Source organism: Serratia sp. BNK-17 (assembly GCF_048684935.1).
GTDB classification, from domain to species: Bacteria; Pseudomonadota; Gammaproteobacteria; order Enterobacterales; family Enterobacteriaceae; genus Serratia; species Serratia nematodiphila.
This window is the reverse complement of the sequence record NZ_JBLQTR010000001.1, coordinates 2,565,655-2,579,327: the sequence shown is the minus strand read 5'-3', so window position 1 is coordinate 2,579,327 and position 13,673 is coordinate 2,565,655. Positions and strand designations below refer to the sequence as shown.

Sequence of the window (13,673 nt, the reverse complement as noted above, 5' to 3'; positions counted from 1 at the left end):
ATCAAAGCGGCTGTACCCCTTCCGGGTAGGCGTTGTAGCTCATCTTGCTGATGAACGCCCCGGCCGGTGACACCAACACCCGGCCGGCGGCGTCCAACCCGAGGAAGGTGCCGGTGCAGCGCCCGGAGACAAAGTCGAAGAAGAACACCGAGCACACCGGGATAATCTTTTCCCGGAAGGTGAACAGGAACATCTCGTCCTCAAACTTGTAGTAAGTGGCGTAGTCCATGTCGCCGTGGCCGAATTGTTCGCCGCGCAGGTTTTGCCAGGCGTAGCGCTCGGTGTTGACGTAGAAGTGTTCGTAATAGTGGTTGGGGCTGTAGACATTCAGCGTGCGATAACCGATCAGCTCGCGGGTCAGATGCGGCGCGACGCCGCCCGGCGTGACGCCGGCAATCTGCCCAACGTGGAAGCTTTGCTTAAGGCGGGATCCCTTTTCCACCGTTTGCTCGGGCAGCAACGTGCTGCGCACCAGCAGCGCCCGGCCGCTGTCGCGGTTGAGCACCAGCGTCAGGCATTCGTTGCCCGGCGTCTGCAGCGGAATATTGAAGAAATAGCGCGCGGCGGAGGTTTGCACCTCTTCGTAAGCGTCCTCGCCGCTCTCCCCGCCCCAGGCCCACAGCACCCGCTGCCGATCGGCGCTGAAACGCAGCGTGATTTCCCCGCCGTCTTCAAAGGCGATCTGCAACGTTTTGCCGCGCCAGTCCTGAGTGCCCGGCAGCCGGTTGGTGTCGATGCCGCGCGCGAAATCGTCGTAATTCTTCCAGTCCGGTTCGGCATTTTGATTCAGTACGGATGGTTCTGCTGACATCTTCGCTCTCCTTGATTGAATGGGATGAAAACCGCCTCAGACATCGGCGACGCCCGCCGGTTTCACCGCTCGGCGGTTCACCACGGCAGGAGCAGTTTCATCGAGAAAACAACTTAGTACGCCGGCGCACACGGCGCCGGCGGCCGCCAGCCACATCACGCTGACCAGCCCGTAGCGATCGGCGATCAGCCCGGCGATAAACGGCGCCAGGCAGCCGCCAATCACCTCGCCAATCCCCATCACCAGCCCCAACGCGGTAGCGATGCGCGCCGGCGACACCGTTTCAGACGGGATGGTGGCCATAAACAGCGTGAAACAGCCAAGGCCGGTATAAGACAGGAACACCAGCACGCCCAGCAGCCACGGGTTATCGACGTAGCTCAAAAACAGCGGGCAGCACACCGCCAGCAGCGAAAAGAAGATCAGCGTCGGCTTGCGGCCGAAGCGATCGGAAATCGCCGGCACCGCCACGCCCCAGAACACCCAGGCGGCGCCGATGGCGCTCATGATGCCGCCCATCGTGCCTTCGCCGAAGCCGCGGTCGGTCACCAAAAAGTTGGGGGTGAAGGTAATGATGATCATGAACCAGGTGACGAACACACAGGAGATCAGAATGCACAGCGCCACGTTCTTGATTTTGAACAGCTCGCCGTAAGCACCTTTGTTCGTCCCCTTGTCGGCCGCCGGCGCGGCGCTGAAATCGGGATCCTTCTTGCCGTTCACATAGCGATAGATCAGCCACGCCAGAATGATGCCCGGCACGGCGGTCAGGTGAAACGCCATGCTCCAGCCCCACTTCTGCGCCAGATAGATGATCAGCGGCGGCGCGATAATACCGCCCAACAATCCCGGCGCCGCGCCCTGGATCAATCCCATGTTGAAACCGCGGCGCTGCGGCTGCGATTTTTCCACCATCAACGACTGTGCGATCGGCAATACCGGCCCTTCGGCGATCCCCATCAACGCCCGGAAGATCAATAGCATGGCAAAGCCGCTGACCAACCCCGACAGCGCGGAGAACAGCGAAAACACCAGGATCGACAGGATCAGCATCGGTTTACGGATATTAAAACGATCGGCTATCGCCCCCAGCCCGGCGCCAGACAGCGCCCAGGTTAACGCCAGCACCGCCGACAGGGTGCCGAGATGCACGTTGCTGAGCTTGAGGTCGGCGGCAATCATCGGAAACAGAAACGAGATGGTCAGACGGTCGACAAACACGCAGCCGAAAACGAAAAATAAAATAATCAGCAACCGGTTCTCTTCACTTAATGCGCTGCGAGGCTCTGGCGATGTATTCATAGCGTCATTTGTCCATAAGTTAACTTATGAATGGCGACCCGCCATGGCATAAGTGTGTTAAGCGCTCGGCCAAGAGAGAAATTGGCCCTCCGTCACGACAACAACTCATTAACATGTTAATGACATAAAATTATCGCAAGCCGGCGGTCTGTCAACCGGCGCTCTCCGAGAGACAAATGAAATTCTGAACGGGTACTATTTCAATATCGCATTATCACCTTCAGGTTATTTATCCTTCTGTTCTTGATACATATAAAATAATGTCCGGTACTTTCTTGCGATTAAAAAAAGCCTGTTTGCGCGTTATTTGCGAATAATCCCATCGATGACGCTTCAGGTTTATTAATTTTTCATCGGCATTGAATGATCCCCGCACGCGCTTCAGAGCCATTTTTATCTATTGAATCATCTAGTTTTATTTTAAGGCCGCAGAAAAAACTAACTCTTACGAGGGAAAGGCCAACGGCGGGGTTATATAACCCCGTCTGGACAATAGCAAAAGCGCAGAGCGTGACGTAAATCACGGCAATCATGCCGTATCCTGCAAGGTAATTATGCTCGCAACAGCAATTATCTATTGCGATTAGGGCTGTTTATCTCAATTAATCGCCATGCAACACTTCGTGCCATCGTTCGACACCGCGCCGCAAGGCCTGAGACGGAGTGACACATGAGCATCGAAAGACTAACCCGGGAGCCGCTTTCCATCGGCATTGAGCTGCCGTTGGACAATGATTGGTCCACCAGCGGGCAGCTGAAACGCCAGCAGGACGGGCGGCCGTTCGGCGTGCCGGACATGAGTGAACACGCTGCGCGCATCAAGCTGGCCGATGAGCTCGGCTTTCGCGCCGCCTGGGTTCGCGACGTGCCGCTGTACGATCCTGACTTCGGCGACGCCGCGCAGGTGTTTGAGACCTTTACCTACCTCGGCTACCTGTCCAGCCTGACGCGTAATATTCTGCTGGGCACCGCTGCCGTGGTGCTGCCGCTGCGCCAGCCTTGGCTGGTGCGCAAAGCGGCTTCCACGCTGCAAACGCTGAGCGGCGATCGTCTGCTGCTCGGCGTCGCCAGCGGCGATCGCCCCGTGGAGTACCCGCTGTTCGGCGCCGATTACGCCGCGCGCGGTGAAAACTTCCGCACCAGCGTCGGCATTCTCAAAGGTGAAGCCGACAGCGCGCTACAGCCCGGATTGCGCCTGCTGCCGGCCACGCCGCCGCCGCCGCTGCTGGTCGCCGGGCTGGCGCAACAAACGCCCGAGTGGGTGGGCAAAAATATGGATGGCTGGCTGTCATATCCCGGCACGCCTGCGGACCACGTTTCGCGAGTCAAACTCTGGCGTAACGTAGCCGGTGACAAGCCCTACGTCAGCTTTATTCATCTCGACCTCACCGATAACGCCGACGCGCCGATTCAGCGCCATCGCTTCGGCATCAAGAGCGGCCGCAATGGATTGATTCAGGAACTGAGCGCCATGCGTGACGCCGGGGTCAACCACATCGGCCTGCATTTCCGCCGCAACCAGCGGCCGCTGAAAGAGACGATGCAGGAGATCGGTCAACTGGTGTTGCCGGAATTCCATCGCGCCTGACGCCCGCTTTAGCCCGCTATTCCGACCTGAGCGGGTCTTTGCCCCGTTACCGGGGCTTTTTTATTTCCGCCGCTGCTAGTTCATAACAACTCAGTCTAATCCCTGCGGCCAAACGGCGGCATGATGACGGGGAAACGAGCCACCATGAGGAATGAGCAATGACGGCAAAACTGACAGAAGCGGGCTTTTGGCGCAAAACCGCCGACTCTTCATCGCTGCGCGAGCCGCGCGTGCTGATCCGGGTCTACGTCGACGAAGGCGAGATTGACCGCGTCATTGCGTTTTACGAGCGGCTGCACGGCGTGGAAGCGGATATGCGTTTCGACTTTCCCGAACATCGGCTGGTGCTGGCGGCGGTGGGGCCGTTTCTGATCCTGGAAGGCTCGGAAGAAAGCCTGCGTCCTTTCCGCAGCACCGTCGGCACGTTGCTGGTCGATGACATTTATCCTTACCACCAGCGGCTGCTGGCCGCCGGGGCCGATATCTTCTTTGGCCCGGTGGAAGTGCCCACCGGCGCCTGTTTCAATGCGCGCCTGCCGGACGGCACGATTATCGAATACGTGCATCACCGGCCGCGCGCGGACGAATAAGCCGCCTCAAGGGAGCGCCGGCGTCATGGCGTAACCGCGCAGATCCTTGCGCAGGCTGACCATGTACAACACGATCACCGCCGAGAACGGCAGGCCGCACAGCACCACCGCGGTCTGCATCGCGCTGAAACTGCCGGCGTACAGCAACCCGGCGCAGATCAACGTGGTGACCGCCGCCCAAAATACCCGCAGCCAGGCCGGCGCGTCATCGTGGGCGGAACCGCCCTGGCAGGAGAGGTTCGCTATCATCAGCGTACCGGAATCAACCGGCGTCAGGAACAGCACGAAACTGATCACCACCACAAAACCGGCGGTCAGCTGGGTATAGGGCAGGTATTCGAACAGCTTGAACACCGCCATCGGCGGATCGCTTTGCGCCACCTGCCCGAGGATCGCCTGCCCGCCTTCCAACACCAGGCTGATGGCGGTATTGCCGAAGATCGACAGCCACGCCAGCGTGAAGCCCAGCGGGATCAGCAACACGCCGAAGATCAATTCACGAATGGTGCGCCCTTTGGAAATGCGCGCGATGAACAGCCCGACAAACGGCGCCCACGCCACCCACCAGGCCCAATAGAACAACGTCCAGGCGCCCTGCCACTGGCGCGCCTTGCCGTACAGATACATATCGAAGCTGCGGCTGACCAGCGAAGTGAGATAATCGCCGAGGTTCTGCAACATGCCGTTGAGCAGATTCAGCGTCGGGCCGGCCAGAAACACGAACAGCAGCAACAGGCACAGGAAGCCGACGTTGATGTTCGACAGCATCGCAATGCCCTTCTCGACGCCGGTGACCGCCGCCAGCGTGGCCACCACCATCATCACCACGATCAGCGCCAGCAGCACGCCGGTGTTTTGCGGAATATCGAACAGATAAAACAGCCCCGAGTTCACCAGCAGCGCGCCGATCCCCAGGTTGGTTACCATCGAAATCACCGTCACCAGAATGCCGAAGCTGTCCACCAGATGGCCGGCGCCGCCGTGGGTGCGCTCGCCGAAGATCGGGTATAACGCAGAGCGCAGCGCCAGCGGCAGGCCGCGGCAATAGGCGAAATAGGCCAGCGCGGTGGCGATCAGCGCATACAGCGCCCAGCCGTGCAGCCCCCAATGCAAAAAGGTCAGCGCCATCGCCTGCCGCGCCGCCTGCACGGTGCCGCCGCTGCCTTCCGGTGGCGACAAAAAATGATCCAACGGTTCATAGGCGCCGTAGTACACCAGCGCAATGCCGATGCCCGACGAGAACAGCATCGCCACCCACGAGGGATAGCTGAACTGCGGCGGTTCGTCATCCTGGCTGAGGCGAATATGGCCGAAGCGCGACAGCGCCAGCCAGAAGACGAACACCATGCAGGCGACCATCAACAGCATGTAGTACCAGCCGAACACGTCGGCGACCCAACTTTGCGCGACGTTCAACCACTGTTTGCTGGCTGCGGGAAACAGCACGACCAGCGATCCCAGCAGCAGGATCACCGCCGCCGAGCCGAAAAATACCGGGACATTCAATCTGACAGGTTCTTCGTCAAGCGATGGAGGAGTTTTTGTTGTCATTGGCAGGCTTCCATGATGCGAAAGACAGACGATTTAAATGCAACTTTTAATTAACATTTCATCGTCATTTATTTGACATTTTCGCAGCATATAGAGTATTGATTGACCGTTCAATCAATCAAATCCAAAGTGTGATTGGCCTATCAGTTGAGGAAAATATGTACCGAAGAGACATTCCGGAGCAGCGTAAGGAGCAGTTGATTAACGCCGCCTTCGAGACCATAAACGTCGTCGGGCTGGCCGGCGTCACCCTGTCTCAGGTCGCGAAAGAAGCCGGGCTGTCGACCGGCATCGTCAGCCACTATTTTGGCGATAAAGAGGGGTTGCTGAGCGCCACCATGCGCAAGATCCTGCGCGATCTGCGTGACGCGGTGGCCGAGTGCCGCGCGCAAGCGGCGAGCGACAGCCAATCGCAGCTGTGCGCCATCATTCAGGGCAACTTCCACCCCAGCCAAACCAACGCCATTTCCATGCGCGCCTGGCTCGACTTCTGGGCCGCCAGCATGCATCAGCCGGTGTTGCGCCGCCTGCAGCGCGCCAACGATCGGCGGCTCTATTCCAATATTTGCAGCCAGTTCCGCCGCGAGCTGCCGCTGCAGCAGGCGCGCGACGCGGCGCGCGGGCTGGCGGCGATGATCGATGGGCTTTGGCTGCGCGGCAGCCTGGCCGGCGACGAGACCGACCTAAAGCGGGACTGCCGCATCGCCTGCGACTACGTGGCTCAGCGGCTCAACGCCGCTCAGCCGCAGGGGTGAACGTGAACGGCTCCGTCAGTGCGGTTCCTGCTCTTCACTGTACTGGGTTTGCCACATGGCGGCGTAGCGGCCGTTCGCGGCCAGCAACGCCTCGTGCCCCCCGCGCTCGACGATCTCCCCCGCCTCCAGCACGATAATTTCATCGGCGTCCACCACGGTGGAGAGCCGATGAGCGATCACCAGCGTGGTGTGGTTGCGGCTCACCTCGCGCAGGTGCCCCTGGATTTCGCGCTCGGTCTGGGTATCCAACGCGCTGGTCGCCTCGTCAAACACCAGGATGGCCGGATTTTTCAGAATGGTGCGCGCAATCGCCACCCGCTGCTTTTCCCCGCCCGACAGCTTCAGCCCGCGCTCGCCCACCCGGGTGTCGTAACCGTCGGGCAGACCGACGATAAAATCATGGATATGCGCCAGCCGCGCCGCCCGCTCGATTTCTTCATCGCTGGAGCCGGTTTTGCCGTAACCGATGTTATAACGCAACGTATCGTTGAACAGCACCGTATCCTGCGGCACGATGCCGATCGCCTGCCGCAGGCTGGCCTGGGTCAGTTGGCGAATGTCCTCGCCGTCGAGGGTAATGGCGCCCCCCTGCACGTCGTAAAAGCGGAACAGCAGGCGCGACAGCGTGGACTTGCCCGCGCCGGAGGCGCCGACCACCGCCACCGTGTGGCCCGCCGGAATGGTAAAACTCACCTGCTTGAGGATCGGCCGGCGCGTGTCGTAACCGAAGCTGACCGCGTCGAACCTCACTTCGCCGCGATCGAGGCGCAGCGGCTGCGCATCCGGGCTATCGACGATCTCACGCGGTTCCTGCAGCAGATCGAACATGTTCTCCATGTCGATCAGCGCCTGACGCACCTCGGAATAAATAAAGCCGAAGAAGTTCAGCGGCTGATACAGCTGCAGCAGATAGGCGTTGACCAGCACGAAGTCGCCGACCGTCATCGTCCCCTGCGTAATGCCCCGCGCCGCCATGGTCATCATCACGATCAGTCCGATCGAGATAATGGCGGTTTGCCCCAGGTTGATCGCCGTAAAACTGAATTGGTTCTTGATGGCGGCGTATTCGTACAGCCGGCGCGACAGGTCGAAACGCTCGGCCTCGAACTCTTCATTGCCGAAGTACTTCACGGTCTCATAGTTCAGCAGGCTGTCGATGGATTTGCTGTTGGCGTCGGCGTTGGCCTTGTTGAGCTCGCGGCGAAAGCGGGTGCGCCAGCTGACCGCCAGCACGGTGAACAGGATGTAGCAGCCGACCGTTGTCAGGATCGCCAGCGCGAACCAGCCGTTCAGCATATGCCACATGATCGCCGTGACCAGCGAGAGCTCGAACAGGATCGGCACGATGGAGAACAGCAGCCGCGACAGCACCGTGGACACCGCCTGAGTGCCGCGCTCGATGGACAACGACAATCCGCCGGTCTGGCGCTCCAGATGGAAACGCAGGCTCAGCGCATGCAGCTGGCGGAACACCCGCACGCCCAACAGGCGCGTGGCGTTCTGGCTGACGTGGATAAACATCACGTTGCGCAGTTCCTCAAACAGCGCGCCGCCCACCCGCGCCACGCCGTAGGCGACGATCAGCCCCAGCGGCACCGCCAGCATTTTCGCCGTCTCGCCGCTCAGCGCATCAACCATCGCTTTGTAGGCCAGCGGCACCAGCGTGGTGCTGACCTTGGCCGCCACCATGAACACGAAGGCCACCACCAGATACCAACGCAGCCGCGGGTTATCTTTCGGCCACAGATAGGGCAGCAGGAATTTCAGCAAACGGGAACGATCCATCATGTAATATTCATCTTCTCGGTCGGGATCGCGGCGCACAGCCGCGCGGGGGTTATGAGTTTGGCCTGGCCGGCGGCGAACGCCGCACCATTCCCTTTTCCTGCAGCGATAACTCAGCATCATCCGTCAGGAGAAGCGGCGGCGGCTCGGGCAAAGTTCAGGCATGGAGGAGACAATCACATGACCCAGACGTATGCAAAGCGCTTTGCGCTGGTCTTTGACTATATCGACCGCCACCTGGACGAGGCGCTCACCGTCGAAAAACTGAGCGAAGTGGCCCACTTTTCGCGTTTTCACTTTCAACGCCAGTTTAGCGCGTATTGTGGCATCTCGGTGTGGCGTTATATCCAGTGGATGAGGCTCAAACGCGCCTCGTACCGCCTGGCGTATAACCCGCTGGAGCCGGTGATTGACATCGCGCTGGACGCCGGTTTTCAAAACCCGGAGTCCTTCAGCCGCGCCTTCAAACAGGCGTTCAGCCAAACGCCAAGCCAGTTTCGCAAACGGCCGGCCTGGATCGATTGGCAACAGCGCTTTCCCGAGCCGAAACACAAAAGGAAACAACCCATGAAGGTAGACATTCTCGACTTCCCGGCCACGCCGGTGGCGATGATCGAACATCGCGGCCCATCCGCGCTGGTCAACGAAACCGCCGCACGCTTTATCGAGTGGCGCAAAACCAGCGGTCTGTCGCCGGTCAGAAGCAGCCGCACTTACGGTATCGCGCCGCACGATCCGGCCACCACCGAAGCGCAGGACTTCCGCTTCTACATCTGCGGAGAGGTCACTGCGCCGATCCCGGAGGACAACGCCTTCGGCGTGGTGAACGGCACGCTGCCGGCCGGGCGCTGCGCGGTGCTGCGCCATCTCGGATCGCTGGATGGGCTCTCGGAAAGCGCCCGCTATCTTTACAGCGAGTGGTTGCCGGCCAGCGGCGAGGAGCTGCGCGATTTCCCGCTCTATTTCCACTACCACAACTTCGTGCACGAGGTGGCGGAATATGAACTGGTGACCGATCTTTATCTGCCGCTGAAATAGCTGACATCCGGCTCTGCAAGGAGCCGGATTGACGTTAACAGGATGGCGACGAACCCTGCGGCGGCAGATAGCGCTGCGGATCTAGCGCGGTGGCGCGATAGCGGATCTGGAAATGCAGGAACACCGAATCGGTGCCGGTGCTGCCCATAGTGCCAATCTTCTGCCCCGCTTTCACATCCTGGCCGTTGCGCACCAACGTAGTGTCGTTGTGCGCGTAGGCGGTAATAAAGTCTTCGCCGTGCTTAATCATGATCAGGTTGCCGTAGCCGCGCAGTTGGTTGCCGACGTACACCACTTTGCCCTTGGCGGAAGCATAGATCGGCTGGCCGCGTTTACCGGCGATGTCGATGCCCTTGTTGCCGCCATCGGCATTGGAGTACGCCTGCACGATCCGGCCGCTGGTCGGCCAGCGCCAGCAACGTGCGGCGCCCGGCGGCGGCGTTTGCTTGGCGATCGCGGAGGAAGATGTTTTACGGCGCGTGGCGGCGGTTTTGGTCGGCGCGCTGCCGCTCAGCCGCAGCTTTTGCCCCACTTCCAGGCTATAAGGCGGGCGTATCTTGTTGATTCTGGCCAGATCGCTGACTTCGCTGTCGGTGATCCAGGCGATGTAATACAGCGTATCGCCCCGTTTGACGGTGTAGGACTTACCGGTGTAGCTGCCCTTCGGCAGTTTGTCGTAGTCGCGGTTGTAGGTGTTTTTACCCGAACATCCGGCCAACAGCAGCCCCAATGTCAGACACACCGCGATGCGGCGCCACCTCGCCAGCTTGCTTCCTGTGCTCAAATCCTGTCCCCAATCGTCTTTTCGGTTCTGATACGCGTCAGCCGCACAGTGTAACATTTGCGCCGGGTCAGTCAAAAACCCCCAGACGGTCTATGCTAAACAGGTAAGGATGACTGATTAATTACCCAACGACGAAATGGAGTACTGTCATGTTGAACCTCGACCGCAATAATCTCCCCCTCCTGAGCGAAGAACTGCTCAAAAAGCAACGCACCACCCTGCTGATCATCGCCTTCCTGCTGCTGGCGGGCGGCATCCTGTGCCTGGTCAACCCTTTCGCCTCCGGCGCGGCGTTGAGCATCGTGGTCGGCGTCCTGCTGCTGTTGAGCGGCGCCGGGCTGATTATCGCCATGATCGCCAACCGGGCGCAGAATACTTGGCCGATGATCGGCGGCATTCTGCTGGGCGTGGCCTACCTGATTATCGGTTATGTGTTCATCACCAGCCCGCTGGCGGGCATTCTGGCGCTGGCGGTCTACCTTGCCGTGCTGTTCGCGCTCGGCGGCATCGCGCGCCTGGCGGCCGGCTATATGCGCCGCGGATTGCCGGGCAACTGGCTGCAGTTCGTCATTGGCGTACTCGATTTGATCATCGCCTGGATGCTGATCGGCTCAGGCCCGGCGGCGTCGGTCACGCTGGTGACGGCGATCGTCGGCATCGAGATGCTGGTCAGCTCCTTTGCGCTGTTCCAGGCGGCGAATCTGTTTAAACGCGCCTGACGCTACCGGCCCGCCATCGCGGGCCTCATCGCTTTTGTCGCTTCCAGACAAAACAAGGCGATACCCCCTCGGCTTGTCCGTGGTTATCTTCATCGGTAAGTGCCAATATAGGCGCAGACAAGGGAGCTGAAACCGATGACAACCCATTCCAACCCGTTGAACTCGCGGGAAGTCTGCCTGCAATTACGCCATTTCAATCAGGTAATCGGGCAACAATGCCGCAATATGGCGCGCCAAAATACCACCTGCTCGTGCTGCCTGACGGACATCGCCACCGGTTGCGACGCCGGTATCAAACTGTGCGGCCAGCAGTTGGCCAAACCCAACCCGCAAACCCCGTTATTCCGGCAGATTCGCAACTTGCTGCTCGATCTGCGCGCAGAAGCGATAGGGGTTCACAGAATTGACGTCCTGAACCGCACCAATAACGAAATATCCTGGCTGTTGCGCGAGCTGTATTTCGAGACGTTCTAAGCATAAGGGCCGCGCGCTCATCGCTTCATACCTGTCGGTGCGGGCAAGCTGCCGCGCCGTTTCATCGTAGAGCCAGCCGACTTTTCGCTATTTTATCTCTCTGCTGTTCACCCCACTTTACGACCGCCGTCACACCTCGCCACCGCTAAATTGCGTTGGTTATAGAGTCGTCTACAATTCAATCGAATTACCCCCTACAACATCAGAAATTATTATTATTAGAGGTGATTATGTTACAGAAACACGAAAACGTAATAAGTATGACTGTACTAAGCCCGCAAGCCACCCAACAGCTGATGCCATCGTTCTCCTCCTTGCCCCACACGCAACACGCCGACGGCAAATATCGCCTGCGCCGTTATTCGGTCGTTAAATACCTCAACCCCAACGTCGTCGAAGTGGGGCCGCGCACCTTCATGCAGTCGGATCAGATCAACCACTTCCAGGGCAATGTGGTTCGCCGCTTCGAACCTATCGACAGCGCCGTGTTGCAGAGCGCCGGCATGGCGGAGATGTGCAACCTGTTTGCAGAAAGCAACGAACTGCCGGAAGGCGCCGAGATAGAGATCCACCAGATGCGCGTGGTCGCCATCGAGAAAGACACCCAGGTGGCGCCGGAAGGCATTCACCAGGACGGTTTCGACCATATCGCGATGATCGCCATTCACCGGCACAACATCGTCGGCGGTGAAATCATGCTGTATGACGACAGCCACCACGACCCTTTCTTTAAAAAAGCGCTGGCGGACGGTGAAGCCGTGCTGCTGGCGGACAGCAAACTGTGGCACAACGCCACGCCGATCAACGCCGTGAGCCCGGAAGAAGAAGGTCATTTGGATCTCTTTGTCCTCACCGCGCGGGGGGAGAAAGCATGACCTTTACCCCCGAGCTCGCCCGCGCCCAGTTCAGCGCGCTGTCACAGCAGATCGACGGCAAACCGGCCATCTTTTTCGACGGCCCCGGCGGTGCGCAGGTTTCACGGGGCGTGCTGGAAAAAATGACCGACTACCTGGGAAGGTACAACGCCAACCTGGGCGGCCACTATTTCTCGAGCCGGGTCACCGGCGAGGTGATGGGCCAGGCGCGGGAATCGGTGCGCGCCTTGTTAAATGCGCCGTCGCCCGACAACATCGTCTTCGGCATGAACATGACCACGCTGACTTTCCATCTCAGCCGCATCATCAGCCGCGACTGGCAGGCCGGCGATGAAGTCATCGTCACCGCACTGGATCACTACGCCAACGTCTCCAGTTGGCAGCAGGCTGCCGCTGACAAAGGAGCCGCGGTGCATCAGATACCGCTGGAGAGCGCCGACTGCGCATTGGATGCCGCGAAAGTGTGCGAGCGCATCAACGCCAACACCCGTCTGGTGGCGGTCAGCTACGCCTCCAACGTCACCGGCAGCATCGTCGATATCAAAACCATCGTCGAAGCCGCGCATCGGGTCGGCGCGCAGGTGTATGTCGACGCCGTGCACTATGCGCCGCACAACCTGATTGACGTGCAGGCGCTGGGCTGTGACTTCCTGGTGTGCTCCGCCTACAAGTTCTTTGGCCCGCACGTCGGCATGGCCTACATCGCGCCGCAGTGGTTGCAGCGCCTGCGCCCTTACAAGGTCGAGCCGGCCACCGACGTCGGCCCCGGCCGTTTCGAGACCGGCACGCAAAGCTTCGAAGCGCTGGCCGGCGTCGCGGCCGCTATCGAGTATCTGGCGCAGTGGGGCACGCCCGGTGCGCCGTTAAGGCAGCGTCTGCAGGAGAGCTTCGCCGCCTACCACCAGCATGAAGAGGCGTTGTGCAGCCACTTCCTGCAGCGGCTGCAACAACTCGACGGCGTGCGGCTTTATGGCAACCCCCGGGCGGACAGCGCGCGCCGCACGCCGACCTTCGCCCTGACCTTCAGCGGCCATACGCCTGACGCGATCGCCCGCCGCCTGGGGCAGCACAACATCTGCGCCGGCAGCGGGCATTTCTATGCGTTGGGCTTGGTACAACAGCTGGGGCTGCAGGACGGCGGCGTGCTGCGCATCGGCATGATGCACTACAACACTCGGGGCGAGATCGATACGCTGTTCAACGTGATCGCCGAAGATATTCTCAGTTAACCCGGCCATATCGGCCCGTTCATCTTATTGGGCGGGCCGAATAAGGTATCAAACTGCCGGTCTTTTCTTCCACCGCGTCCACGGCGCACAGATGCATGCCTTTCTTTCCCCGCGTTACGAAATGCGAAGATAAAGAACATATAATGCCAGAACGGGAAAAAAGACCTGGATC

The 13,673-nt window shown here is 59.9% G+C and carries 14 protein-coding genes; 8 read left to right on the top strand and 6 right to left on the bottom strand.

The features are described 5' to 3' along the window. Position 1: 1 nt before the first annotated feature. The 3 genes from ACMGF7_RS12235 to ACMGF7_RS12225 form a co-directional block, all read right to left on the bottom strand. On the bottom strand, positions 2 to 811 hold the full coding sequence (locus tag ACMGF7_RS12235; protein WP_049240070.1) for a MoaF C-terminal domain-containing protein: 810 nt from the start codon (positions 809 to 811) through the stop codon (positions 2 to 4). Between the two features lie 36 nt (positions 812 to 847). Next, positions 848 to 2,113 (bottom strand): MFS transporter, encoded by a 1,266-nt coding sequence (locus ACMGF7_RS12230; protein WP_420286445.1) that lies wholly within the window; start codon positions 2,111 to 2,113, stop codon positions 848 to 850. A 350-nt stretch (positions 2,114 to 2,463) separates the two neighbouring features. After that, positions 2,464 to 2,646, bottom strand: a complete 183-nt coding sequence (locus tag ACMGF7_RS12225; RefSeq protein WP_154747461.1) for a hypothetical protein — start codon at positions 2,644 to 2,646, stop codon at positions 2,464 to 2,466. Between the two features lie 137 nt (positions 2,647 to 2,783). Here ACMGF7_RS12225 and ACMGF7_RS12220 point away from each other — a divergent pair, with 137 nt between their 5' ends. Together ACMGF7_RS12220 and ACMGF7_RS12215 are read left to right on the top strand one after the other, a co-directional pair. Further along, a complete protein-coding gene (locus tag ACMGF7_RS12220; protein WP_049240072.1) occupies positions 2,784 to 3,701 on the top strand; it encodes a TIGR03571 family LLM class oxidoreductase in 918 nt (305 codons plus the stop codon). 158 nt (positions 3,702 to 3,859) lie between these two features. Then, on the top strand, positions 3,860 to 4,291 hold the full coding sequence (locus tag ACMGF7_RS12215) for a VOC family protein (RefSeq protein WP_164095820.1): 432 nt from the start codon (positions 3,860 to 3,862) through the stop codon (positions 4,289 to 4,291). A gap of 6 nt (positions 4,292 to 4,297) precedes the next feature. Here the strand turns inward: ACMGF7_RS12215 and ACMGF7_RS12210 are convergent, their stop codons facing one another. Further along, positions 4,298 to 5,842, bottom strand: a complete 1,545-nt coding sequence (locus tag ACMGF7_RS12210; protein ID WP_044030569.1) for a BCCT family transporter — start codon at positions 5,840 to 5,842, stop codon at positions 4,298 to 4,300. 158 nt (positions 5,843 to 6,000) lie between these two features. Between ACMGF7_RS12210 and betI the strand changes: the two genes are divergently transcribed. After that, complete coding sequence (gene betI, locus ACMGF7_RS12205; RefSeq protein WP_049240074.1) at positions 6,001 to 6,597, top strand: transcriptional regulator BetI; 597 nt, start codon at positions 6,001 to 6,003, stop codon at positions 6,595 to 6,597. Between the two features lie 15 nt (positions 6,598 to 6,612). Here the strand turns inward: betI and ACMGF7_RS12200 are convergent, their stop codons facing one another. Next, the gene (locus tag ACMGF7_RS12200; RefSeq protein ID WP_420286756.1) at positions 6,613 to 8,382 is read right to left on the bottom strand and encodes an ABCB family ABC transporter ATP-binding protein/permease; all 1,770 of its coding nucleotides are present in this window, start codon (positions 8,380 to 8,382) and stop codon (positions 6,613 to 6,615) included. Positions 8,383 to 8,562: 180 nt separating this feature from the next. On the opposite strand from ACMGF7_RS12200, the gene ACMGF7_RS12195 reads away from it, so the two are divergent. Then, the gene (locus tag ACMGF7_RS12195) at positions 8,563 to 9,420 is read left to right on the top strand and encodes an AraC family transcriptional regulator (RefSeq protein WP_049240075.1); all 858 of its coding nucleotides are present in this window, start codon (positions 8,563 to 8,565) and stop codon (positions 9,418 to 9,420) included. Between the two features lie 34 nt (positions 9,421 to 9,454). On the opposite strand, the gene actS is transcribed toward ACMGF7_RS12195, so the two are convergent. Continuing rightward, complete coding sequence (gene actS / locus ACMGF7_RS12190) at positions 9,455 to 10,204, bottom strand: amidase activator ActS (protein WP_025304102.1); 750 nt, start codon at positions 10,202 to 10,204, stop codon at positions 9,455 to 9,457. A 149-nt stretch (positions 10,205 to 10,353) separates the two neighbouring features. On the opposite strand from actS, the gene ACMGF7_RS12185 reads away from it, so the two are divergent. From ACMGF7_RS12185 to ACMGF7_RS12170, 4 genes are all read left to right on the top strand, one after another. Then, positions 10,354 to 10,923 carry an HdeD family acid-resistance protein gene (locus tag ACMGF7_RS12185; RefSeq protein WP_004931723.1) on the top strand — a complete coding sequence of 190 codons (570 nt, stop codon included), beginning with the start codon at positions 10,354 to 10,356 and terminating at the stop codon, positions 10,921 to 10,923. A gap of 135 nt (positions 10,924 to 11,058) precedes the next feature. Continuing rightward, positions 11,059 to 11,397, top strand: coding sequence for a hypothetical protein (locus ACMGF7_RS12180; RefSeq protein WP_048324755.1), 339 nt, complete (start codon positions 11,059 to 11,061; stop codon positions 11,395 to 11,397). Between the two features lie 260 nt (positions 11,398 to 11,657). Continuing rightward, positions 11,658 to 12,272 (top strand): 2OG-Fe dioxygenase family protein, encoded by a 615-nt coding sequence (locus tag ACMGF7_RS12175; protein WP_239504348.1) that lies wholly within the window; start codon positions 11,658 to 11,660, stop codon positions 12,270 to 12,272. After that, on the top strand, positions 12,269 to 13,501 hold the full coding sequence (locus ACMGF7_RS12170) for a cysteine desulfurase-like protein (RefSeq protein WP_021505696.1): 1,233 nt from the start codon (positions 12,269 to 12,271) through the stop codon (positions 13,499 to 13,501). Before ACMGF7_RS12175 ends, ACMGF7_RS12170 begins: the two co-directional genes overlap by 4 nt. Positions 13,502 to 13,673 lie beyond the last annotated feature (172 nt).